This is a genomic window from Aurantiacibacter gilvus (assembly GCF_038289935.1).
GTDB lineage: Bacteria > Pseudomonadota > Alphaproteobacteria > Sphingomonadales > Sphingomonadaceae > Alteraurantiacibacter > Alteraurantiacibacter gilvus.
The window spans coordinates 50,212-72,860 of the sequence record NZ_JBBYHV010000002.1 but is presented as its reverse complement, the minus strand read 5'-3'; the positions used below and the strand labels follow the sequence as shown (position 1 = coordinate 72,860).

Sequence of the window (22,649 nt, the reverse complement as noted above, 5' to 3'; positions counted from 1 at the left end):
TTATACTCCTGAAGGCTGGAAAAGCCCGGCGTCGGGCGCGGGCTTCGGCATGGTCTGCGGACCGCCGGTGCCGATGCCCCACTGGTCCATGATGTCGGGTGCGGGCGTGAAGGTACGCGGCTCCCAGGTGTCGGGGTCGATCGTCTCCAGCTCGCTGGTATATTCCACCGTGAAGCCGGCAGGGGTCACGAAATATGCGAAGGTATTATCGCCCGCGGTGTGGCGGCCGGGGCCCCAGACGGTGTCGTAACCGCCGCGGCGCAGGCGCTTAAGTCCCCGCATCATCTCGTCCACGTCGGGCATGTCGTAGGCGATGTGGTTGAGGCACGGCGGTCCGGGCAGGAAGGCGATCCGGTGGTGCGCCGTGTTGCAGTAGATCAGGCTCATGAAGTCGCCGATCCAGTCCGCCAGGCCGAAGCCCAGCGTGTTGATGAACCACTGGGTGATTTCCTTGTGCTGCGGCGAGTGGAACACGACATGGCTGATCTTTTCGGGCACTGCCTCGCGTTCTTCCAGTTCGCGCGCTTCGCCACGCGCGACGTCGCAGGAGATCTCCATCTCGATGCCGTCGGGATTGAAGAAGCGGAAGCCGTAGCCACCACCGAAACTTTCCAGCTCGCGAGGTTCGAAGATGATCTTGCAGCCAGAGGTGACGACCTTGACGTGCAGCGCATCGACATCGGCGCGGCTGTCCGCTGCCAGTGCCACCACGTCTACGCGGCGCACGTCCGACTGGCGCAGGCGGACGACGTACAATTCGTCATGGCCCTGCGTGGCAAGGTAGCTGAGGCCGTTCTCTTCGGCGACCAGCTTTAACTTCCACTGATCGAGGTAGAAGGCCTTCTCCGCCTCCAGGTCTGGCACGGCATATCCGACATAGCGGACATCGGTAACGCGGCTCATTTCTGTCTCCTTTGCCAGTGGACCTAGTTGGGCGTGGCGCGGGTTAGAACCCCATTCTATCGATATCGCGGCATCGAAAGGCTCCATGCAACTATCGGCGGCGGCTGGGCTATGGCAGGCTGGAGGGGAGCATGCGATGAAGCGAATTGTCGTTGTAGCAGCCGCAATGGCGCTGTCGGCCTGCCAGCAGCAGGAAGAGCAGGACAGCGAACAGCGGGCGCAGATGGAGATTCCCGCCGACCTGTTGGAGCGTTATGAGTTCAGCCCGGCTGACACCCCCAACAAGCGCATCGCGCTGGTCTACCTCTATTCCGCTTGGAACGATGGCGAACTGGCCGATGCGCGGGCAACCTACTGGGTGCCGGGTTATTTCCCGCCGGTCATCCCGCAATACCGCATCCACCGGGTGATCGAGGAAGGCGACCAGGTGGTGGTGCTGGCGCTGGTCGAAGGGATCGGCATCGGCGACGAGATCACCACGATCTTTGGCACCCCCGGCGGCACCAAGATCGGCGATGCCGTGGTCGAGGTCATGCGCTTCGATCCTGCCACCGGCCTGATCGCGGAGAAAGTCGATATCATCGAGCCAATGTCGGAGGAGAGCTATGATTTCCGCTAGGTTGCTCGCTACAGCTGCTGTCCTGGCAGCTATTGCAACGCCCTCCGTCGCGCAGGAAAGCTGCCCTACCATGCGCTGGACCACGCTAGGCACGGCAGGCGGCCCGATTCCGACGCCGGACCGTTCCGAACCCGCCAACCTGCTGGACGTGGGCGGCGAGGTAATCCTCGTCGATACCGGCGACGGCACGGCCGATGCCTTTGCGCAGCTGGGTCGCGACATTGGCGAGCCGCGCCACGTCCTGATCAGCCACCTGCACTGGGACCATGTTGGCGGGCTGGCCGCCTATGTCGGTCTGCGCTGGATGAACAACTTCTCCGACCCGCTGACGATCTACGGCCCTCCCGGTATCGCCGAATTGGTCGACGGGATCGTGGCCTCGCTGCGTCCCCAAGAGCGGGTCGGTTTCGGTACTGGCGCTGCGACGGCCGATCCGGCGGCGAACATCTTCGTGGTCGAACTGTCCGAATCAGAGCAACAGTTCGCCATCGGCGATGTCATCGTGACCGCGCGGACCAACACCCATTACGACTTCCCGCTGGAGGAGATCGGCACAACCTCGCTCAGCTACCGTTTCGACATGGATGGGCGCTCGATCACCTACAGCGGCGATACCGGCCCCAGCAGCGAGCTAACCGAGCTGGCGCAAGGCAGCGACCTGCTGGTGACCGAGGTCATCGCGCTGGAGCCGCTGCTGGCGGAAATCCTGGCGCTACGCCCGGATATGCCGCCTCCCGTACAATCCGCGTTGCGACAACATCTCGCCACGCACCATGTCGACGCGGCGGAGGTTGGTCGCATGGCAGCGGCGGCGGACGTAGACCACCTGGTATTGACCCACTTTGCCGTGCCGCCCACCCCCTTGCGTGAAAGCGAAAACTATCTGCGCGACGGGGTGCGGCAGTCCTATCTGGGGCCGCTGGACCTCGCCATCGACCTGGCAAGCTTTGACGTAGGTTGTGATTAGCTGCCGTCGGTAATCACAGTCCCGCCGTCGACCACCAGCGTCTGGCCGGTGACGAAGCTGCCCGCATCGCTGGCGAGGAACTGAGCGGCGACGGCCACCTCTTCGGGCTGTCCGGGCCGGCGCAGCGGGGTCATGGCCATGCGTCGGGCCATGAAAGCCTCGTTTTCCAGCAGTGGCCGCGACAGGTCGGTGGCGATGAATCCCGGCGCAATGGCATTGACGCGAACGTTGCGCGGTCCCCATTCCACCGCCAGGTTGCGCGCCAGTTGCGAGACACCCGCCTTGCTTAGCGCATAGGCGTTGATCGCGCCGTTGCCGCGCAGGGCGGAGATGCTGCTCATCAGCACCGCCGCGCCGCCACCGCCCGCGGCAATATGTGGCAAGGCAAGGTTGGCGAGCATGACCTGACTGCGCAGGTTCAGTGCCATCACCCGGTCGAAATCGTCCATTTCGACGCTGGCAAAGGGGCCGGGCTTGCCGGTGATCCCGGCGTTGCAGACGAGAATGTCGATCCCGTCGAACTCGGACAGCGCGAAGTCGACCAGCGTTTCGAGGTCGCCGTCGATGGTCACGTCAGCGGCGATCCCCGGCTGGCCCAATTCGCGTGAGACGGTTTCAGTGTCTTCCACGCTCTCGCTGGACACCAACACCTGCGCGCCAGCGGCAAGAAAGGCTTCGGCAATCGCGCGTCCTATCCCACGCGTCGAACCGGTGACGATTGCGCGCTTGCCCGACAGGTCGAAGGGTGAGGTCAAGCTGCCTCACCCGTGGCCTGCATGGCGCGCAACAGTGGCTTGCGGGCGATCACGAACAGGACAAATGTCGCCACCATGGATAGCGTCGCCACCAGCCGCATGGCTTCGCCTAGTCGCGCCTCGCCGAAGACGAATTCCGACAGCCAGCCGACCAGCGCCGGCCCGAGACCAAAGCCGATGATGCTGATAGAGAAGATGAAAAGCGCCGAGATGCGGCTTCGCAATCCTGGTGGAGCGATCATTTGGGCGACCGTGTTGTTGATGGCATTGAACGGCGCGATGGCCATGGCGAAGGCGAACAGCAAGGCATAGAAGGCCGTGCTGCCTTCGGCGCTGAAGGCGATCCATGCCAGCGGGATGGCAAGGAAGGTCGGCAGCAGGCCAACGCGGATCGGCGCATCGAGGTGCCCGTGAGCGGCGAACCAGTCCACAATCGCGGCATAGGTGCCTTGTCCGGCGAAGGCGGTGACCAGCATGATTGCACCCAGCGTGCTGCCCGCAGCGGCTGGCGATACTTCCAGCGTGCGTTGCAGGTATTCTGGCACCCAGCCGGTCACCACGCCAGCGGCCATCGCTGAAATACCGCTACCCAGCAGCATGGCGGCAAACAGAAGCCGGTTTTCGCGAATGAAGGGCATGATGGAGACCTTCGGTTCGGTACTGGTGGCAGCGCTCTGCTGGCGCGCGCGGTCCGGGTCGTGCAACAGCGGGATTAGCAGCAGGGCGAGCAGGCCCGGCAGGCCGATCAAGATAAAGGCTACGCGCCACGGAGCGAGGTCTTGCAGCAGCGGGATGCCCTCGAAGGCACCTGCCGCGCCCGCGCCAAGGATACCACCAGCTGCCGCCACGCCTACGGCTGGGCCGACCTGGAATCCGATGCCTTGCAAGGCGAGTGGTTTGGACAGGCGTTCACGCGGGAAGCTGGCGCCGATGATGCCGTGCGAGCAGGGGCCGATCCCGGCTTCACCCGCTCCCATCAGCATGCGCAGGATGAACAGGCTGATGAAGCCAGTGGCGAACCCGCAGGCGACCGTCGTGATCGACCAGATGAACAGGCAGATCCCCAGCACCTTCGCGCGACTGAACTTGTCCGCCGCCGCGCCGATGGGCAGCAGGAAGATGACGTAGAACAGGGTGAAGGCGAGGCCGATCAGCAGGCTGGCCTGGAAATCGCCGATGCCGAACTCCGCCTTGATCGGGCCGATCAGCATGGAGATCGCCATCCGGTCTGCCAGCGCAATCGCGGTCAGGACGAAAACGATGATTGCCGATCGCCAGGCTACGGCGCGCGGCGGATAGGCTGGTGTGCTGGCTTCCATTGTGTTCCTCTCCCTGCCGGCGATCATGGTTGCCTTTGGCCTAGTTGATCTTGGCGTCGCCGTACCGGTCGTCCACCTGCTCGGGCTTGGCTTCCTCGAGCGGCTGGCCGTTGTGCAGGTAAGGCGGGGCCTCGATCAGCACGAAGGCGATCCGGCATACCTTGTCGGTGGTGTTGCGCCACAAGTGGTTGGTGCCGCGCTGGATGATCACGCCGTGCTCGCCGATGGACTTCTTGCGGCCGTCCTCCAGCTCCAGCTCGATCTCGCCTTGCAGGACGATGCCGTAGTCGATGGAGTTGGTGCGGTGGAACGGGCTCTGCTCCCCCGGCAGGATATCGGTGATGCGGATGACCGAACCGCCGTTGAGCGTCACCCCGGCATCGCGTTCACGCCCGTCGGTTTCGTCGTTGTTGTCGGCCGGCACCGTCTCGGTGGTCCACATCAGCAGGAAGGCGGCATCGCCGGTGGGGATCATCTTCGTCGGCGAGAAATCCTCTGACTTGAAGACCGAACGGCCGTTCTCGTCGTGGCCCGTCACCACCCGCTGGACCAGCGGCAGGCCGCTGTCGGAAATGGCATCGCTCAAAGGGAGACGACCTTCTGGTCGATCGCGCCGAAGGGCGTGCGTCCGTCCGCCGTGCGCGCTTCCATGCGAACCGTGTCGCCGAACTTCATGAACTCGGTCTTGGGGCTACCCTCGTCGACGATCTCGATCCCGCGACGCTCGGCGATGCATGAGGAGCCGACTTCGCGGAAGTTCTCGTTGGAGACGGTGCCCGAACCGATCACCGTGCCCGCCACCAGCTCGCGGGTGCGCGCAGCGTGGGCCACCAGCTTGTCGAAGCCGTAGCCCATGGCCTTGCCGTGGGCATTGCCGAACTGTTCGCCGTTCCAGTTGACCGTCAGGTGCATGTTGGGCTGGAAGTCCTGCCAGGCATCGCCAAGCTCGTCCGGCGTGACCGCAAAGGGCGCCATCGAGCACGGCGGCTTGGCCTGGATCCAGCCGAAGCCGGTCTTCATTTCCGGGCCAGCTAGCGAGCGCAGGCTCCAGTCGTTGATTTGCACTACCAGCGCTATATGCGGCGCGGCGGCATCGGCCTTGGTGCCCATCGGGGTCCGGGTGGTGAGAATGCCGAACTCGCCTTCGAAATCGATGCCGAGGTCTTCCTCGGCCATGACCACGTCCTCGGTCGGGCCGTAGAACTTGCTCGATACGCCCTGGTACATCAGCGGCCATTCGACCGGCGGCTTGTCGATCCCGATCACCTTGTCCATCAGCGCGCCGTGGCTGGCATAGACCGATCCGTCGAGCCACTGCCACGCCCGCGGCAGCGGGGCGGTGACCTTTCCCATGTCGAGCACATCGGGGAAGTCACTGATCGCGCGCAGTTGCGGCTCGACAGTGTCCCACTGTTCCAGCGCATCCTGCATGGTCTTCACCGGTCCCGCGGCGCAGTGGCTGCCATCGGGCGATACCACCACCAGCCGTCCGTCCGGCGTTCCATCGATCAGTGTTGCGAGGCGCATTCGAACCTTCTCCCTGCATATATCTACATTGTCGGGCTAACCCGCCGCCTGCGCACCAGCAATGGCATTTGGCCGATAGCAAGCCATCGATAACATGCGTTGGTCCGCGCAGGCAGGCTGGGGCATTGGCCAGCCGATCACAGCCAACCTGGAAGAGGATACCCCATGGCCACCTGGCTCAAGCGCGGCGCGACTGCCGAGGCAAAACGCGATGCGGACAAGAAGGTCCGCGAGATCGTGGAAGCAGCCCTGCTCGACATCGAGGAACGCGGCGATGCCGCCGTGCGCGAAATGAGCGTGAAGTTCGACGGCTGGGACCGCGAGGACTACCAGCTGTCGCAGGCCGAGATCGACAATTGCGTGGAGCGCCTGACCGCGCAGGAACGCAAGGATATCGAGTTCGCCCAGGCACAGGTGCGCAACTTCGCGCAGATCCAGAAGGACTCGATGAAGGAAGTTGAGGTCGAAACCATGCCGGGCGTGGTGCTGGGTCACAAGCACATCCCCGTGAACGCTGCCGGTTGCTATGTGCCTGGCGGCAAGTACCCGCTGCTGGCCAGCGCGCACATGAGCGTGATCACTGCCAAGGTGGCGGGCGTGCCGCGTGTCATTACCTGCGCCCCGCCGTTCGAAGGCAAGCCGGCGGACAAGATCGTTGCGGCACAGGCCATGGCCGGGGCGGACGCGATCTATGCGCTGGGCGGCATCCAGGCCATCGGCGCCATGGCTATCGGCACCGAGTCCATCGGCGGCGTCGACATGCTGGTCGGCCCGGGCAATGCCTTCGTCGCAGAGGCCAAGCGCCAGTTGTTCGGCCGCGTGGGCATCGACCTGTTCGCCGGCCCGACCGAAACCATGGTGATCGCCGACGAGACCGTCGACGGCGAGATCTGCGCCACCGACCTGCTCGGACAGGCCGAACACGGCCCCGAAAGCCCGGCGATCCTGATCACCAATTCGGAGAAGCTCGCGCGCGACACCATGCGCGAGGTCGAGCGGCTGCTCGATATCCTGCCGACCGCCGACTATGCTCGTCCGGCCTGGGAGAACTTCGGCGAAGTGGTGGTCTGCGACAGCTACGAGGAAATGCGGATCGTCGCCGACGACTATGCCAACGAGCACGTGCAGGTGATGACCGAGGGCCCCGATTACTTCCTCAAGAACATGACCAACTACGGCGCGCTGTTCCTCGGCCCGCGCACCAATGTCAGCTACGGCGACAAGGTGATCGGCACCAACCACACGCTGCCAACCAAGAAAAGCGCACGCTACACCGGCGGCCTGTGGGTGGGCAAGTTCCTCAAGACCTGCACCTACCAGAACGTGCTGACCGACGAGGCGACCACCTTGGTGGGCGAATACTGCAGCCGTCTCTGCGCGATGGAAGGCTTTGCCGGGCACGGCGAACAGGCCAATATCCGCGTGCGCCGCTATGGTGGCCGTAACGTGCCCTATGCGGGCGCGGTGGAGCCCAGCAAGGAGACTGCCGCCTGATGGTGGATATACCCGCAACCCCGAGCTTCCGGCTGGATGGCAAGCGCGCGCTGGTGACCGGCGCCGGGCGAGGGATCGGGCTGGCTGCCGCTGCGGCCGTGGCCGAGGCGGGCGCCGAAGTAACACTGGTGGCGCGAACCGCCAGCGAGATCGAGGCCGCAGCACAGGCGATAGGTAAGAACGCCAGTGCTGCGGTCCTCGACGTTTCGGACATCGCGGCGGTTGAAACGTTCTTCGACAGCCGCGCTCCGTTCCACGTGCTGGTCAACAATGCCGGGACCAACCGGCCCAAGCCGATGTGGGAAGCTTCGGAAGAAGATTTCGATGCGGTGATGGACCTCAACGTGAAGTCTGCTTTCTTCGTTGCGCAGGCCTGTGCGAAGCGGCTGATCGATGCGGGCGAGCATGGCAGCCTCATCCACATGGGCAGCCAGATGGGCCACGTCGGTGGCTCCAACCGCAGCCTCTATTGTGCCAGCAAGTGGGCGATGGAAGGCATGAACAAGGCCTTCGCGCTCGACCTTGCCCCGCACGGCATCCGCTCGAACACCATCGCGCCGACCTTCATCGAAACGCCGCTGACCAAGCCGATGTTCGAAGACGCTGATTTCAAGGCCAGCGTGCTGTCGAAGATCAAGCTGGGTCGGATCGGCTCAGTCGAGGACCTGATGGGCGCCATCGTGTTCCTCGCCAGCGACGCCTCCGCATTGATGACCGGCACCAGCCTGGTGGTTGACGGCGGCTGGACCGCCGAATGACCTTTCCGGTCGTCGACATCGATCCGTTCGACGAACAGTTCCTCGCCGATCCCTACGCCCACCACCCGGCCTTGCGCGATGCCGGTCCGGTCATCTGGCTTGAGGCGATCGGCTGTTACGCCATGGCGCGCTTTGCCGAGGTGCAGCCTGCACTGAAGGACTGGGAGACCTATATTTCCGCACGGGGTGTCGGCTTGTCCGACTTCGCACATGAGGAGCCGTGGCGGCCGCCATCGCTGCTGCTAGAAACCGATCCGCCGCTGCACGACCGGACGCGCGGGCTGATGAACAAGGTCGCCAGCCTTTCCGGCCTGCGCGCACTCCAGCCCGAATGGCGCGCCAAGGCCGATGCATTGGTGACCGAGGTGGTTTCGCGCGGCGAGGTCGACGCGGTCGAGGCCTTGGCGGAGGAATTCCCGTTGCGCGTCTTCCCCGATCTGATCGGCCTGCGTGACGAGGGGCGCGAACACCTGATCCCCTACGGCACCATAGCCTTCAACGCTTTCGGTCCGAAGAACCGGCTGGTGGAGGAATCGATGGCACGCGGGGCCGAGGCGGCGGCGTGGGTCAACGAAAGCTGCAAGCGCGAGAACCTGAAGCCGGGTGGCTGGGGCATGTCGGTTTATGAGGCCGCAGACCGTGGTGATTGTTCGCCCGAAGAGGCCGAACGGTTGGTGCGCAGCTTCCTTACCGCCGGGGTAGATACCACGGTGAACGGCATTGCCAACCTCGTCCACGCCCTTGCCGAACATCCGTCCGAATGGAGCAAGCTGCGCGCCGACCCGTCGCTGGCCAAGCGCGCGATCGAGGAATCGCTGCGGTGGGGCGGGGTGGTGCAGACGTTCTTCCGCACCACGAGCCTCGATGTTGCTGTCGAAGGCGGGACCATCCCTGCAGGCAACAAGGTGCTGCTGTTCCTCGCCGCCGCCAACCGCGACCCGCGCAAGTGGGACGAACCCGACCGTTTCGATATCAGCCGCAACGCCGGTGGCCACGTCGGCTTCGGTTTCGGCATTCACCAGTGCCTGGGCCAGATGGTCGCGCGGCTGGAGATGGAGGCCGTGCTTGGTGCCCTTCTCGACCGGGTGACCGAGATGCGCGCGAATGGCCCGGCGGAGTTCCGGCTCAACAATACCCTGCACGCCCTTGCGCGGGTGCCGGTCAAACTGGTCCCCGCCTGACCTGGATCAGGGCTTGGGTTCGGTTCCTAGCAGCCCGCGCAGTTCGTCGTCGTAATCACCGTCCAGCAGCACGAAGCAGATGCGTGCGTTCTTGTCGCTGCGGTTGGTCCAGCTGTGGTTGGTGCCGACCTGTACGACAATGTCGCCGGGGGTGAGCACACGCTCGCCTTCTTCCATCACCAGCACCAGTTCGCCTTCGATCATGATGCCAAAGTCGATGGACTCGGTGCGGTGCATGAAGGCGTGCTTCCACTTGTCCTTCGGCGGCACGGCGTCTTCGGAGCCTGCTTCCTTGAAGTGCTCGACGATCTCTTCGTAGGTCAGTGCCTCGGCCTTTTTCCCGGCGGGGTCGAAATCGTGCATGCGGATGCGCACACCGCCGCGCGGCGGCGGGTGGTTCAGCGAATCCTCGTTGTCCTGCATGTGCCTGGACACGGTGACGGGCACCTGCTTCTCGTTCCATACCTCGTAGAAGGTCGTCAGGAACTTGGGGTTGGGATAGGTGCGCGGGGCCTTGTCGGAAATGATGATGGCGGTGCCATTGTCGTCGTGGCCGGTGACGACCACCCGTGGTTCGCGGGACATTGTGGGAAGCTCCTCTTGCTCGGTTAGGCAAGGCAATGGACGGGCCGCCCGCTGATTTGAAATTGATTAGGCCGGATTTGTGAAATCGGCTCAGTCGATAAGCTTGTCAGCGCGGCTGCGGACGGGCAGACTCTGGCTGGCAAAACAACCAAGATTGCACAGGAACGCCCATGGTCCGCCGCTACGTTGACCTGTCGATGACGCTGGAGAACGACATTGTCAGCGATCCGCCCTTCCTGAAGCCGACCATCGAGTACGAGGTCCACGCGGATACGAAGCACGAACTGGCGCACTGGTTCGATCCGGAGGAAGCCGAAGGGATGCACGGCGGCGAGCCGTTTTGCGCTGCCGAATGGGTGCGGCTGACCACGCACAGCGGCACGCACGTCGATGCGCCGTGGCACTACCACCCGACGCAGGACGCCGCGCTGCCCGGCGGCAGCCGCCCGGCGCAGACCATCGACCAGATGCCGCTCGACTGGTTCTTCAACCCCGGCGTCAAACTCGACTTTCGTCACTACGACGATGGCTACGTGGCCACCGCCGCCGATGTCGAGGCGGAGTTGCAGCGGATCGGGCACGAATTGCAGCCGCTGGATATCGTCGTGGTCAACACCAGCGCCGGGATGGCGCTTGCCGACCGCGATCCGGGCTATGTCGGGCGCGGTGCAGGCATGGGTTACGAGGCGACCATGTACCTGCTCGAACGCGGTGTGCGCGTGACCGGCACCGATGCTTGGTCGTGGGACGCACCGTTCAACCACACGGCGGAAAAGGTGAAGGAAACCGGCAACCCCAAGCTGATCTGGGAAGGCCACCGCGCGGGCGTGGATATCGGCTACTGCCACATCGAGAAGATGCACAACCTCGAAGCGATCCCCGGCACCGGTTTCATGATCTCGTGCTTTCCGCACAAGATCAAAGGGGCCAGCGCGGGCTGGACCCGGGCCGTCGCCATCTTCGAGGAATAGGGGGGCGACATGGGGGAGTTTCCGAAGAACTGCTGGTACATGGCCGGATGGGCCGAGGAACTGGGCGAGAGCGGGATGTTCACCCGCCGGATCGCCGATCGACCCACGGTCGTCTACCGCAAGGAAGACGGATCGCTGGCGGCCCTGCTGGATCGCTGTCCCCACCGCTTTGCCCCGCTCAGCCTGGGTGATCGGGAAGGCGACAACCTTGTCTGCCCCTATCACGGATTGACCTTCGATCCGGCTGGCCAATGCGTGCGCAATCCTTTCTTCGACCGCATCCCCGCAGCTGCCAAGGTCGATAGCTGGGCTTGCGAGGAGCGCGACGGGATCGTCTGGCTGTGGGGCGGCGATGCAGCGAAAGCCGACATCTCACTGATCCCCGATTTCGCGGTGGTGCGCGACAAACCCGGTCGCAAGGTGCTGCGTGGCTATACACATGTGAAGGCACCCTACGAGTTCTGCACCGACAACCTGATGGACCTCAGCCATATCGAGTTCGTCCACCGCGGCACCTTTGCCGGGGACGGGGTAATCTTCGCCGGCGAACACTCGGTGATCGACGAAGGCGCGACGCTGCACTCTAACTGGTGGATGCCCGACGTGCCTGCGCCTTCGGCCTGCCGCCCGCCTTACACGGAAGGCCAGCAGACCGACCACTGGCTCGACATGCGCTGCAACGCGCCCGCCTCGATGCGGCTGCAACTGGGCGCGACGCTGCCCGGCAGGCCGCGTGAGGAAGGCTACGAAGTCGGCGGGCAGGCGCATATCGTGACGCCTGAGACCGCCACCAACAGCCACTATTTCACCGCCAATGCGCGGCATTACGAAGTCGACAATGCAGAGATCGATGCCTTTCTCTCCCAGTTGTTCGACCAGGCCTTCAACGTCGAGGACAAGCCGATCATCGAGGCCGCCTTTGCCAACATGGAGGCCGACGATTTCTGGGCCGGCAAGCCCCTCTCACTCGGTGTGGACCAGGGCGGCACCCGCGCCCGGCGCAAGATCGAGGCTATGTTGAAGACAGAGGACTCCGATGACTGACATTACCCTGTACCACCTGCCCGGCGCCTGTTCGCGCGTTGTCATGACCGCGCTGGAACAGTGTGGCGTGGACTATGCCGATCACCCGGTGAACCTGATGAAGGGCGAACAGCACAGCCCCGAATTCCGCCGCGTCAATCCGCGCGGCAAGATTCCCGTACTGCTTGTCGACGGTGAACTGATTGGCGAGAACGCGGCGATCCAGTGGTGGCTCGACAAGGCCTATCCAGAGGCGGGCCTGCTGCCGAAGTCGGCCAATGACTGGGATGCGGCGCAGGTGCTGTCCGACCTGTTCTGGATATCTTCCGGCTGGCACCCCAGCGTGCGCGCCAACATGATGCCGATCCGCTGGACCACCGGCGATCCGGCCCCGGTGCGCGAACGCGGCAAGGAACTGGTGAAGCCGCTGGTCCAAGCCTTCGACGCGCGCATGGCCGATCGCCCGTGGTGGTACGGCGATGACTGGTCGATCATCGACGTCTATTTCTACTGGAACTATACCACGGCGGAGGAAGGCCAGTACGACCTGTCCGGCCTCGACAACCTCGCCGCGCACCGTGCGCGGGTGGAGGCCTGGCCGGCGTTCCAGCGTGCCCTCGCGCGCGAGAATGCTGCCCGCGAAAGGATGGCCAATGCCGCATGACCTGAAGCTGTTCGCCGCCTACACCGCCTGCACGCGGGTGACCATGACGGCGCTCGAAGTGACCGGTGCGGCCTACGACCTGCACATGATCGACTTTCATGCGGGCGCCAACCGCACGCCGGAATACCTCGCGCTGAATCCGCAGGGTAAGGTGCCGTGCCTGGTGATCGACGGTCAGCCGCTGACCGAAAACCTCGCCATCTTACGCTGGCTCCACGCTGCCTATCCCGAGGCCAAGCTGTTCCCCGCAGCCGACAGCGCCCTCGACGAGGCGAGGCACCTCGCCGTGCTCGGCTCGCTCGGATCGGTCTGGCATCCCAGCGTGCGCGCCATAAAGGTGCCCTTCCTCTGGACCAAGGGCGATCCCGCCGGGGTGAAGGCTCGCGGCGAGGAAATCTATCGCGGCCTGCTCGACCAGCTCGACAGCGAACTGGCCGAGCGCCGCTGGTGCTTTGGTGACGAGTGGTCGATTGCCGACACCTATTACTGGTGGGCCTACATCAATTCCGAGTTCGGCGGTTTCGACCTCTCGCCGTGGCAGAACGTCGCCCGCCACCGCGCCGACAACGAGGCGCTGCCGCAATTGCAGCGGGCACTGGCGAAGGAGCGGGCCGCGCACGAAGCCATGGAGGCCGCCAAGCAATGAATTTCGACGATCCCAAGGTGCAGGCCGTCCTCGACGGTTATCGCAGGCGGCTGGAGGAAGATGACGGCCGGATGCGCGAGCTGGGACCGGAAGGCTTCGCCCGCCGCGACGAATTCCTTCTGCCGGTGGGAGAGGAAGCCGCGTGGTTCCTCCATTCCCTGATCGTTGCGCGCAGGCCCCAGCGGATCTGCGAACTTGGCACCAGCTACGGCTATTCTACCTTGTTCCTCTCCCATGCGGCGCGTGAGGTGGGGGCGAAAGTCGTGACCATGGACGTGGCCGACTACAAGCAGGCCTATGCCGCCGAGCAGTTGCAGGCTGCGGGCCTCGCCGACCATGTCGAGCTGAGATGCGGCGATGCGATCCAACTGCTGGCGGACGATCCCGGCCCATGGGATTTCGCCCTGCTGGATATCTGGAAGGACCTCTACGTCCCCGGTTTCGAGGCGCTCTATCCCAAGCTGTCGGAGGAGGCCGTAGTCTGCTCCGACAACATGATCAGCCCCAAAGCCGCACGGCCCAACGCCCGCGATCTGCGCGCCGCGATCAAGGCCAAGGGCGACATGCACACCGCGCTGCTGCCGGTGGGGCAGGGCATCGAGCTCAGCGTGAAATGGAGCGCTGGGAACGCCAAGCTGTGAGGGCAAGGTTCCTGCCGGCAGGTCTTGCCTGCGCGCTCTCAGCCTGCGCCACCATGCCTGCCGCTCCGGCCCCGCTGGATGCATCCAGCCTGCCGCAGATCGCGCGGGTCGATCCACGCTTCCAGTCCTACAACATCGAGATGGTGGAGGTCACAGGTGGCCGCTTCTGGGCCCCCTACGGCGGACCGGAGGGCGACATGTTCCGCATGCGCCAGCCTGCCGACCTCGCCTGCGAGCGCTCGCTGTCCATCTTGCCCCGACCTATGTGCGGGTCAGCGGGACCTGGGCCAATTCAACCTACGTGCCACTCGCAGGCGAGAACACGACAAGCGCTCCCGAAGGCTTCGTACAGGTCCTGACGCGCGATCAGTGGCGCGGTCTGGTGGAGTTTTCCGAGGCGCTTGATGCCCCCATGGTCACCAGCTTTGCGGCCAGTGCTGGTACCCGCGATGCGGCGGACAACTGGACTCCGGTACAGGCGGATCGTCTGCGGGCCATGACGCGGGAGTTCGGCGGAAGCCTTCACGCTGCCGAGTTCATCAACGAGCCGTCGCTGGTCAGTCAGGGCAGCTTGCCGGAAGGCTAGGATGCTGATGCCTTCGCCCGCGACTTTGCAGCCTTCCGCAGCTGGGCTCGCGCCAATGCGCCCGACATGCCGGTGGTCGGCCCCGGCAACCTTGGCGAAAGGACGATCGCTCCGGAGGTTGCCAAACAATTGCTGGCGCCGGGAGAGGCGATGGCTACCCGCCGCCTCCTCGCCGGGATCGCTCCGGAAATCGATGCCGTCTCGTGGCATTTCTACGGCGGGGTTTCACCGCGCTGCCAGGGCGGTCGCGGCATCGACGCGAGCGAAGCCGCGCTATCTGACGCGTGGCTGGATTTGACTCGCGTGGAGTGGGCTTATGTGCGCGGGATGCGCGATGCGTTGGCTTCCGACAAACCGATGTGGCTGACTGAAACCGCGCAGGCAGCCTGCGGTCGAAGCCCGTGGGCGAGCGGCCTTCGTGACACCTTCCGTTGCCTCGACCAGCTCGGCTTGCTTGCCCGCCGTGACGTGCAGGTGGTGATGCACAATACCTTGGCGGCGTCGGAGTACGGTTTGATCGATCAGGACACGCTGGAGCCGCGGCCCAATTACTGGGGCGCGGTGCTGTGGCAGCGGCTGATGGGGCCGGTGGTGCTGGACGCAAGCGCAGTTGCCGAAGATGCGCGTGTCTACGCCCATTGCCTGCCGCAGATGGACGGCGGCGTGGGGCTGATGGCGATCAACAACAGCCCTGCGCCGATGCGGCTCGCGGTTCGCGGTGGTGGCCAGTCATGGCTGCTGCAGTCTGACGATTTCGATGCGGAGACCTTGACGGTGAATGGTTCAGTGCCGGCAATGGCGGAGGACGGCGCGATCATGAACTTGGCCGGACGCGCCTTCGTCGGGGAACTGGAACTGCCGGGGCAGTCGATTGCCTTCCTAACCTTGCCAGAGGTCGAGAACCCGGCTTGGCGCTGAACGTTGCAGGCTATCGGCCGTCAGATCGCGTGTTCGTCGTCCTCGGTAAGTTCGGCCAGTTTGCCTTCCGCGGGCCGCTTGCCCGGCTTGGTCTTTCGGTAGGCTTCGAAGCTCTTGCGATCGAGGTCGAACTGCATGTCCCACGGGATGTTGTCGCCGCGGAAGATCGGCGGAGCATTGTTGCTCCACAGTAGCGATCCGAAGCGGAAGTCCCAGGCGCGCGGCACCCAATTGTCATCGATGTAGTCGGTATCGGCGTGATACTCGGCCTCGCCCGCTTTCCCGGGAATGTCGCAATAATAGTATATCGCGCTGGTAGCACGGTGGCGCGAGATTCCGCCGGAGGAGTTCATGCTCTGGTTCACCCAGCCCCTGTCGGCCATGATGTTGGCGCCCAGCATCACCTCGTCGATGTCGTCGCAGCCGAAGGCTACGTGCATGAACTTGAAGTGGTCGGGTGCGATCGGCAGGTCGCAATTGACCCAGAAGATCGAGTGGTGCTCGTTCGTGCCGTCGGCGCGGGCAAAGATGCCGGTGCCTTTCGAGTGGTCGGTATAGCGGAACCCCAAGTGGCGTTCGTAGAACTCGAAGATGCTGACATAGTCGGGCGTGAAGAAGACCACGTGGTTGATCGTCTTGGGGATCGCCTTGTGGCGCCAGATGCGGTGCTGGTTGAAGCGCGGATAGCTGCTGAGCGAGTTGACCGGGCTGATTTCGCTGACGGCGCGCTTCTTGTTCCACAGGCGCAAGGCGATGGGCTGGCCGTCCGGGCAGGTGCAGCGCACGGTGCCGTCGTCGCTGGTGGTCACCTCGACTTCGGTGGCGAGGCTGGCGGCATAGCGGTCGAGCGCGGCCTGTTCGTCCACACCCCAGACGGTTTCCTTGATTCCGTCCCCGGGGAAGGGGTCGGGCGAAGGCAGGCGCGCATCGCCGTGCTTGCAGACCACCACACGGCTGCCGGTAGCGAGGCGGAACACCGCTTCGGTATCGTCGGCATGCTCGAGCGGCAGGCCGAAATCGGTCCAGAAGCGGGTGTGTTCGGCGAGGTCTGCAACCCCGAAAACAACGGATTCGATGCCCAGAATGCTCAATGTTCGCTCCCACGATCTCGCCGGACATATGCCGCGCGAGGCACCCTTGCGGAAATGGATAGTTCCGCAGGCTGGCTATCGAAGCGAACGAATTGCCGTCAGCCGCGTGCGAGCAGGAGCCTTTGCGGGCTGCGGAAATTCGAGGATGGGACCCAGGGAAAGGTGTCCTCTGCCAGGGCGAAATCGGGGACGGCAAGCAGCAGTTCCTCGACCGAGACCTTGCAGGCCAGCCGCGCCAGCGCCGAACCGAGGCAGGCGTGGACACCGCCGCCGAAGCCGAGGTGGCCCTTGGGCCTCCGGTTGATGTCGTAAACGTCCGGGTTCTCGAACTTTCGATGGTCCCGATTGGCGGAGCCGTAACACAGCATCACGAAGTCACCCGGCTTCATCACCTTTCCGTGCAGTTCGGTTTCCTGCTGCACGCAGCGGCGGAACCGCTGGGCCGAAGTGTTGAATCGCAGGCTTTCCTCGATGGCATCGGGGATCAGAGATGGATCAGCCACGAGCGAACGGCGGGCATCGGGGAATTGCGCCAGGTTGAGGCCCAGCATGGCGAGGAAGCCTGACAGGCTTTCGATCCCCGCCATGATCAGCGTGGTCACGGTCAGCCGCACTTCGTCGTCGCGCAATTTCTCGCCGTCGATCTCGGCAGTGATGAAGTTGGACAACAGGTCTTCGCCTGGCGCTTTCTTGCGTTCCCGCACCAAGCGTTCGGCATGGTCCGTCATCCAACGGTAGGCGGCCAGGTGCTCCTCGCCCTTGGCGCGCTTCTCGGGGTCGGTCTGGGTCATCAGCACGGCCTTTTCCCGCACCTCGTCGCGGCCTTCGGCGGGCAGGTCGAACAGGGCGAAGATCAGGTCGAGCGTCACTCGGCTGGAGAATTCGCTGACATAGTCGAAGCTGTCCTTGTCGCGCACCGCTGCAAGAAGTCCGCGTGCTGCCAGCCGGAGCGGTTCGATCGTGTGCTCGAGCGCAGACTTGAGCATGGCCTTCTGGATCAGCCCGCGCAGGCGATCGTGCCGGGGCGGGTCGGTCGAGCCGAGCGTGGCCCCGGCGCAGCCGGGCAGTTCGTCGACGAGGTTGCCCTTTGCCGAGGAATAAGTGCGCCAGTCCTGCAGGGCAGCCAGGATATCGTGGTAGCGTGACAGCACCCACATCCCCGCCTCCTCGCATCAGAACAGCGGATAGTCCTTGCGCAGCCTTTCGTAGGCAGGGAAGGGGTCCGCATCGTTCAGCGGCGAATAGGGGTCGAAGCGGAACTCTGCCGGGGCCAGTGTCCACATCAGACCGGCTCCGCCAGCGTGCGACGGATACGTTCGGTGACTTCGACCGGGTCGCCAGCCGTTCCCGGGTGCATTTCCCATTCGCCCAGCATAATCGAGCTGGTGCCGACCAGCTTGGCACGCTCGAACCGACGATCCATGAAAGCGCGCAATGCGGCGTCGATCGGCTGGTCTTCGCCCAGTTCCTCGGCAAGGACCACCGCGTCCTCCACCGCCATGGCCGCGCCTTGGCCGAGGTGGGGTGTGGCGCTGTGCGCGGCATCGCCGATCAGCACGACGCGGCCCTGGTACCACGGATCGGGCATGATGCAGGCTTCCAACGGGCGGTAGACCACCAGTGCAGGATCGATCACGGCCTTGGCTGCTTCACCCAGCATGCCGCCGTATCCGGCGAGGCGTTTGGACATCTCGTCGGCCAGCGTTGCGGGGTCGAAGCGGGGATTTCCCGGCTCCTCGGTGACGACGAAGATGTACATTTCCTCAGGCGTCAACGGGCAGTAGCCAGCCTTGCCTTTGTAGCCGTTCTGCACCCCGATGTAGAGATCGCTCCATTCGAGGTCCGCCGGGCGCGGAACGTTGTAGCGCCACACGCCCTGGCCCGTGAATGCAGGCTTGGCATCGGGCCAGAGCACCTTGCGCACCGCCGAGTAGTTGCCGTCCGCCGCTATCAGCAGGTCGTAGGTGCCGCTGCTGCCGTCGGTGAACTCGACGTCGACCGCATCGCCGCGATCCTCGAAGCTTTCGAAGGTGACGCCCAGCTTTACCGGGATGCCCAGTTCCTTCACCTTGCCTGTCAGGACTTCGTGCAGGGCAGGGCGCGTCAGGCCCAGGTCACCAGGCAGGCCGTCGACCTGGCTTTCGCCCGGCAATTCGGCAAGCACTTCGCCAGCCGGGGTCATGAAGCGTGCGCCCCTGTAGGGATATCCCGCATTGACCGCTGCCTTGCCAAGGCCCAGCTGCTCGAGCGCGCGGATGAAGTTCGCCTGCACGATGATGCCGACGTGGTAGACCTTCCAGTCCTTGTCGCGTTCGACCACTTCGACATCGATACCCTGCTGGTGCAGGCCGATTGCGACCGCGAGGCCAGCCACGCCGCCGCCAATGACACAGACTTTCTTGCTCATGTTCGTGGTCCTTCCTTACTCGGCCGCTTCGGCCAGCGGATCGCTGTCCGCGCGGTGGTAGTGGAGCTGGTCTTCGCGGGCGTAGGTGACGTCCCAGTTGGGCTCTTCCTTCATGAAATCGGGCAGGTTGGTCATGAAGATCGCCGTGCCGAAGGCGCCGTCCCAAATGCGCGGTTTCCAGCTGTCGTCCACGCAGTCGCAGTCGGAGCCGTATTCGGCATCGCCGCCAGCGGGGCAGGGGACATAGAGGAAGGCGGCGCTGGTCAGCCTGTGGCGGCCCATGCCCCAGTTCCAGTCGCCGAATTCGTAGCCGCGGCGGTCGAGGTGGTTCTTCGCCACCATCATCTCGTCGATGTCTTCGACTTCCCAGTTGGCGTGGTGGAACTTCAGCGTGCCGTTGAAGCCGGGCATCGGCGCATGGGCGTCAGCAAGGAAGATCGAGTGGTGCTCGTAAGCTCCGTCGGCCCGCATGTAGACGCCGAACCCCTTCTGCATGTCGGTAATGCGGAAGCCGAGGCGATCACGGTAGTATTCGACTGCCTGCTGCACATCGGGAAAGGTCCATACGCAGTGGTGCGTACGCTTGGGCAGCGCGCGGGCGATCCACTTGCGCGGCTGGTTCAGCCGCTCGATCCGGCCTACGGTGTTGAGCGGGGTCGGCGCGCCAAAGACGGGACGAGGCTGCCATGCCTCGAGGGCGATGGCCTGACCGAACGGGGTGACAAAGCGGACCGTGCCATCGGGGCGGTATTCGATCTCGTGATCAGGCTCGAGCGAGGTTACGAGGCGTTTCAGCGCAACGTCGCTGTCCACCGCCCAGCAGCATTCGAAAACGCCCTTGCCGGTCTGTGCCGTAACCTGCGGCAGGTCCGCATGGCCGCGCAGCAGCAGGCGGACTTCACTGCCATCGGGCAGGACGAAGCGGGCGGCATCGTCCGCTTGCTCGACCAGCGGCAGGCCGAAGTCGGAAAAGAAGCGCGTGCACTCGCCCACGTCCTCGACGAGGTAGGTCAGCCGCCGGATACCGGTAATTGCCATGATCGTGTCTCCGTAAAAACGTGACACGATCATCGCGCTCGCAAGCCTTTGCAGGTTTGATCATGCGCAAAAGCTCCATCGATTGATCCGGTGGACAGCTATCCGCCCCATCGATTTGTCGGGAGGGCAGTCCTTGCGGAACAGCAGCGAGACGATGAAGGCCATCGCCTTGCGGTCGAGCGGCTTCAGCGCCGGGCGAATGTCCCGGCTCGGCGCAACGGACTAGACACCCGAAGCTCCACCCCGTTCCTTGCGGAATTGGAAGGCGATGGTGTCGTCGACCGGGGCGCTGGTGAGCTTGCCAGGCACTTCGGTCTGGGCCACCTGCTTGAGCTGTCCGACCACCCACCGCAACGCGGAATCGTTGCTGTTGGCAATGTCCCACTGCGCCAGTTCGCGCACTGGCGGGATTTCGAAGGGCACCTCGGCAAAGGCGAGCGGGTAGCGTTCGAGAAGCTTCTCCGCGAGGCGGCGGTGCATGGTGCCGATGCGATTGGTGCCGATAATCAGGCTGGGCATGGTGACGAAGCTGGCGGTTACGACCTCGACCCGTCGCTGTTGCTTCTTGCGCCGCATGTACCAGTCGTCGAAGGCGGGGATGCGGTGTTTGCCGAAGCGTACCGTGACATGCGGCAGCGAGAGGTAAAGCTCGCTGGTCATTTCCTGGTCGAAAGCGGGATTGCCCTTGTCGCCCACCACCACGTAGTCGTCCTCGAACATCAGCTCGCTGGGATGGTCGGACGACGTGGCGAAATCGACGGTCACCAGCAGATCGACGAAACCTCGCTCGAGGGACTCTACCGGTGCGTTGCTCATATGCTGGATTTCGAAGCGCATCTCTGGCGCTAGGTCGACAATGCGTTCAAAGGCCGGGGCCAGCAGTACTTCGGTGATGTAGTCCGACGCCATGAAACGGACCATCCGGTCACTTGTCGCGGGATCGAACTCGGGTGAGACGGCGATCGTTAAGCGAATCTGTTCCAGCACGGCGCGTGTCGGCTCGATCAGCTCTTCGGCCCGGGTTGTCAGCACCATCTGCCGGCCTTTCAGCACCAGCAGGTCATCGTCGAAATATTCGCGCAGGCGGCCGAGCGCGCTGGAGGTTGCCGACTGCGACAGGCACAGCCGGTCAGCCGCTAGCGAGACGCTCTGCTCGGTGAGCAGCGCGTCCAGTGCGACAAGCAGGTTAAGATCGAGTCGCTGGAATCTCATGATGGTGCTCTGGGCTCTCCGGAGGAATTACTCGAGCGTCTCTAGCGCGCTCGTCACCAGACTAGCCAATGTTCCGTCATCTGCAAAACCCGCAGCTTCGGCAGCCGGGGTCGAAATCGGCGGATAGGCGCCGAAAGCGGCTTCCAGGGGCGGATCGGGCTGCCAGGTGACAAGGTCTGCGCTGGTGCCGCACTGGCGGGCGATTTCTGCCGCAAGTTCGCCCATGCCGATGTGCTGCGCAGGCAGGGTGACTGCGCGCGTCGGCGGCATCTTCGATGAATCGCAGTCGATGGCGTGAACAAAGTTGCGCGCGCACTGCGAAACGGACTGTGCCCAGATCATCGCCTGCGGACGCGTCGGGCAAGTGAAGGCGTTACCTGCCTTCAGGGCGTGGAACAGGTCGCTCATGAAGGCCGATTTCATGCCAGAGGCCCCCTTGGGCCGGGCGAGGATACCGGGCAGGCGGATTGTTACGCCGTCGATGGCCTTGCGGTTGGACAGCATGGCAACCACGACTTCCATCATGGCCTTGTGCCCGCCGTAGATCAGTTCGGGCGAGAGCGGCGTCTGGTCGTCCACGCCGCTTGCTGGCAGCGGATGGCCGAGCACTGCAATAGAGCTGGCGTAGACCACGCGCGGACATTCGCCCGCCTTGGCCGCGCCTTCCAGCAGGTCGTACATCCCGTCGATATTGACGCGGCGCGATGCAGCGGGATCGGCTTCCGCCGCTCCCCCCGGCACAGTGGCGAGGTGGACCAGCGCATCGCAGCCGCCCGCCAGGGCACTCTCTTGCAAGTCGCCTTCGGCGATGTCGCCTGCCAGAGCAGTCGCGCCCTCGGGGATGCCAGCCGCCACTGTGTCGATCCCGACGACTTCGTCTCCGCGTGCCAGCAACAGTTCGACCAGGTGCCGTCCGACAAAGCCGCCCGCGCCGGTAACAACAACTTTCATAGCTTGCTTCTTCCCCTTGCAGCGGCCATTCCTGCCGCATGGTAATCGAAATCGCCTACATCACCATCGACCCGGCCAAGGCCGAGGAATTCGAAGCTGCTGTCCGGCAGGCTGCTCCCCATTTTGCCGCGGCCGAGGGCTGCCATGGCATGCGGCTGGAGCGGGTTCACGAAGACCCCGCGCAGTATCGCCTCAGCGTTGATTGGGAGACCGTCGACCATCACATGGTCACTTTCCGCGAATCGGAAGGCTTCCAGCAATGGCGCGCGCTGGCCGGACCGTTCTTCGTCGAGCCGCCGCGTGTCGAACACTGGCACCGGGCCGGAGACCACTTCGCGGCTCCCCACTAGGTCGATCGCAATCACGCACATGCTATACGGTTAGCTGATACGG

General features: G+C 64.2%; 25 protein-coding genes. 13 read left to right on the top strand and 12 right to left on the bottom strand.

Features of this window, described 5'->3' with window-relative positions; translation table 11 throughout:
• Positions 1-903 carry a VOC family protein gene (locus AAEO60_RS10335; RefSeq protein WP_341673637.1) on the bottom strand — a complete coding sequence of 301 codons (903 nt, stop codon included), beginning with the start codon at positions 901-903 and terminating at the stop codon, positions 1-3.
• A 136-nt stretch (positions 904-1,039) separates the two neighbouring features.
• Between AAEO60_RS10335 and AAEO60_RS10330 the strand changes: the two genes are divergently transcribed.
• Together AAEO60_RS10330 and AAEO60_RS10325 are read left to right on the top strand one after the other, a co-directional pair.
• Positions 1,040-1,522 (top strand): hypothetical protein, encoded by a 483-nt coding sequence (locus AAEO60_RS10330; RefSeq protein ID WP_341673636.1) that lies wholly within the window; start codon positions 1,040-1,042, stop codon positions 1,520-1,522.
• Between the two features lie 70 nt (positions 1,523-1,592).
• Complete coding sequence (locus tag AAEO60_RS10325) at positions 1,593-2,489, top strand: MBL fold metallo-hydrolase (protein WP_341673635.1); 897 nt, start codon at positions 1,593-1,595, stop codon at positions 2,487-2,489.
• Here AAEO60_RS10325 and AAEO60_RS10320 read toward each other — a convergent pair.
• From AAEO60_RS10320 to AAEO60_RS10305, 4 genes are read right to left on the bottom strand one after another with little or no spacing between them, the layout of a single operon-like run.
• The gene (locus AAEO60_RS10320; RefSeq protein ID WP_341673634.1) at positions 2,486-3,244 is read right to left on the bottom strand and encodes an SDR family NAD(P)-dependent oxidoreductase; all 759 of its coding nucleotides are present in this window, start codon (positions 3,242-3,244) and stop codon (positions 2,486-2,488) included. The two genes, AAEO60_RS10325 and AAEO60_RS10320, sit on opposite strands and share 4 nt — an antisense overlap.
• Positions 3,241-4,563 carry an MFS transporter gene (locus tag AAEO60_RS10315; RefSeq protein WP_341673633.1) on the bottom strand — a complete coding sequence of 441 codons (1,323 nt, stop codon included), beginning with the start codon at positions 4,561-4,563 and terminating at the stop codon, positions 3,241-3,243. Before AAEO60_RS10315 ends, AAEO60_RS10320 begins: the two co-directional genes overlap by 4 nt.
• Positions 4,564-4,603: 40 nt before the next feature.
• The gene (locus tag AAEO60_RS10310) at positions 4,604-5,149 is read right to left on the bottom strand and encodes a cupin domain-containing protein (protein ID WP_341673632.1); all 546 of its coding nucleotides are present in this window, start codon (positions 5,147-5,149) and stop codon (positions 4,604-4,606) included.
• Entirely contained in the window at positions 5,146-6,090 is a 945-nt protein-coding gene (locus tag AAEO60_RS10305; protein WP_341673631.1) for a fumarylacetoacetate hydrolase family protein, read from the bottom strand. The genes AAEO60_RS10310 and AAEO60_RS10305 overlap by 4 nt, the downstream gene beginning before the upstream one ends.
• A 165-nt stretch (positions 6,091-6,255) precedes the next feature.
• Here AAEO60_RS10305 and hisD point away from each other — a divergent pair, with 165 nt between their 5' ends.
• Genes hisD through AAEO60_RS10290 form a run of 3 tightly spaced genes read left to right on the top strand, consistent with a single transcriptional unit; the run spans position 6,256 to position 9,523 of the window.
• Positions 6,256-7,584 carry a histidinol dehydrogenase gene (gene hisD, locus AAEO60_RS10300; RefSeq protein WP_341673630.1) on the top strand — a complete coding sequence of 443 codons (1,329 nt, stop codon included), beginning with the start codon at positions 6,256-6,258 and terminating at the stop codon, positions 7,582-7,584.
• On the top strand, positions 7,584-8,342 hold the full coding sequence (locus AAEO60_RS10295) for an SDR family NAD(P)-dependent oxidoreductase (RefSeq protein WP_423970151.1): 759 nt from the start codon (positions 7,584-7,586) through the stop codon (positions 8,340-8,342). Before hisD ends, AAEO60_RS10295 begins: the two co-directional genes overlap by 1 nt.
• Entirely contained in the window at positions 8,339-9,523 is a 1,185-nt protein-coding gene (locus AAEO60_RS10290) for a cytochrome P450 (protein ID WP_341673629.1), read from the top strand. The genes AAEO60_RS10295 and AAEO60_RS10290 overlap by 4 nt, the downstream gene beginning before the upstream one ends.
• Before the next feature lie 6 nt (positions 9,524-9,529).
• Here AAEO60_RS10290 and AAEO60_RS10285 read toward each other — a convergent pair whose 3' ends face one another.
• Positions 9,530-10,108 carry a cupin domain-containing protein gene (locus AAEO60_RS10285; RefSeq protein ID WP_341673628.1) on the bottom strand — a complete coding sequence of 193 codons (579 nt, stop codon included), beginning with the start codon at positions 10,106-10,108 and terminating at the stop codon, positions 9,530-9,532.
• A gap of 170 nt (positions 10,109-10,278) precedes the next feature.
• Between AAEO60_RS10285 and AAEO60_RS10280 the strand changes: the two genes are divergently transcribed.
• The 7 genes from AAEO60_RS10280 to AAEO60_RS10250 all read left to right on the top strand — a co-directional run bounded on the left by AAEO60_RS10280 (position 10,279) and on the right by AAEO60_RS10250 (position 15,557).
• The gene (locus tag AAEO60_RS10280) at positions 10,279-11,079 is read left to right on the top strand and encodes a cyclase family protein (protein WP_341673627.1); all 801 of its coding nucleotides are present in this window, start codon (positions 10,279-10,281) and stop codon (positions 11,077-11,079) included.
• Between the two features lie 9 nt (positions 11,080-11,088).
• The gene (locus AAEO60_RS10275; RefSeq protein WP_341673626.1) at positions 11,089-12,123 is read left to right on the top strand and encodes a Rieske 2Fe-2S domain-containing protein; all 1,035 of its coding nucleotides are present in this window, start codon (positions 11,089-11,091) and stop codon (positions 12,121-12,123) included.
• Positions 12,116-12,766: a glutathione S-transferase family protein gene (locus tag AAEO60_RS10270; RefSeq protein WP_341673625.1), complete on the top strand. Its 651-nt coding sequence runs from the start codon at positions 12,116-12,118 to the stop codon at positions 12,764-12,766. Before AAEO60_RS10275 ends, AAEO60_RS10270 begins: the two co-directional genes overlap by 8 nt.
• Positions 12,756-13,412, top strand: coding sequence for a glutathione S-transferase family protein (locus AAEO60_RS10265; RefSeq protein WP_341673624.1), 657 nt, complete (start codon positions 12,756-12,758; stop codon positions 13,410-13,412). The genes AAEO60_RS10270 and AAEO60_RS10265 overlap by 11 nt, the downstream gene beginning before the upstream one ends.
• A complete protein-coding gene (locus AAEO60_RS10260) occupies positions 13,409-14,053 on the top strand; it encodes an O-methyltransferase (protein WP_341673623.1) in 645 nt (214 codons plus the stop codon). The genes AAEO60_RS10265 and AAEO60_RS10260 overlap by 4 nt, the downstream gene beginning before the upstream one ends.
• A 265-nt stretch (positions 14,054-14,318) precedes the next feature.
• The gene (locus tag AAEO60_RS10255) at positions 14,319-14,639 is read left to right on the top strand and encodes a hypothetical protein (protein WP_341673622.1); all 321 of its coding nucleotides are present in this window, start codon (positions 14,319-14,321) and stop codon (positions 14,637-14,639) included.
• A gap of 66 nt (positions 14,640-14,705) precedes the next feature.
• Positions 14,706-15,557 carry a hypothetical protein gene (locus AAEO60_RS10250; RefSeq protein ID WP_341673621.1) on the top strand — a complete coding sequence of 284 codons (852 nt, stop codon included), beginning with the start codon at positions 14,706-14,708 and terminating at the stop codon, positions 15,555-15,557.
• Between the two features lie 20 nt (positions 15,558-15,577).
• Here AAEO60_RS10250 and AAEO60_RS10245 read toward each other — a convergent pair whose 3' ends face one another.
• The 6 genes from AAEO60_RS10245 to AAEO60_RS10220 all read right to left on the bottom strand — a co-directional run bounded on the left by AAEO60_RS10245 (position 15,578) and on the right by AAEO60_RS10220 (position 22,256).
• The gene (locus AAEO60_RS10245; protein ID WP_341673620.1) at positions 15,578-16,648 is read right to left on the bottom strand and encodes a VOC family protein; all 1,071 of its coding nucleotides are present in this window, start codon (positions 16,646-16,648) and stop codon (positions 15,578-15,580) included.
• 98 nt (positions 16,649-16,746) lie between these two features.
• Positions 16,747-17,805 carry a cytochrome P450 gene (locus AAEO60_RS10240; protein WP_341673619.1) on the bottom strand — a complete coding sequence of 353 codons (1,059 nt, stop codon included), beginning with the start codon at positions 17,803-17,805 and terminating at the stop codon, positions 16,747-16,749.
• A 125-nt stretch (positions 17,806-17,930) separates the two neighbouring features.
• Positions 17,931-19,055, bottom strand: a complete 1,125-nt coding sequence (locus AAEO60_RS10235; RefSeq protein WP_341673618.1) for an FAD-dependent oxidoreductase — start codon at positions 19,053-19,055, stop codon at positions 17,931-17,933.
• Positions 19,056-19,070: 15 nt separating this feature from the next.
• Entirely contained in the window at positions 19,071-20,126 is a 1,056-nt protein-coding gene (locus AAEO60_RS10230) for a VOC family protein (RefSeq protein WP_341673617.1), read from the bottom strand.
• A gap of 189 nt (positions 20,127-20,315) precedes the next feature.
• Positions 20,316-21,305 (bottom strand): LysR family transcriptional regulator, encoded by a 990-nt coding sequence (locus AAEO60_RS10225; protein WP_341673616.1) that lies wholly within the window; start codon positions 21,303-21,305, stop codon positions 20,316-20,318.
• A 27-nt stretch (positions 21,306-21,332) separates the two neighbouring features.
• A complete protein-coding gene (locus AAEO60_RS10220) occupies positions 21,333-22,256 on the bottom strand; it encodes an NAD-dependent epimerase/dehydratase family protein (protein WP_341673615.1) in 924 nt (307 codons plus the stop codon).
• Positions 22,257-22,294: 38 nt separating this feature from the next.
• Between AAEO60_RS10220 and AAEO60_RS10215 the strand changes: the two genes are divergently transcribed.
• Positions 22,295-22,606: an antibiotic biosynthesis monooxygenase family protein gene (locus AAEO60_RS10215; protein WP_341673614.1), complete on the top strand. Its 312-nt coding sequence runs from the start codon at positions 22,295-22,297 to the stop codon at positions 22,604-22,606.
• The last annotated feature ends 43 nt before the right edge of the window (positions 22,607-22,649 follow it).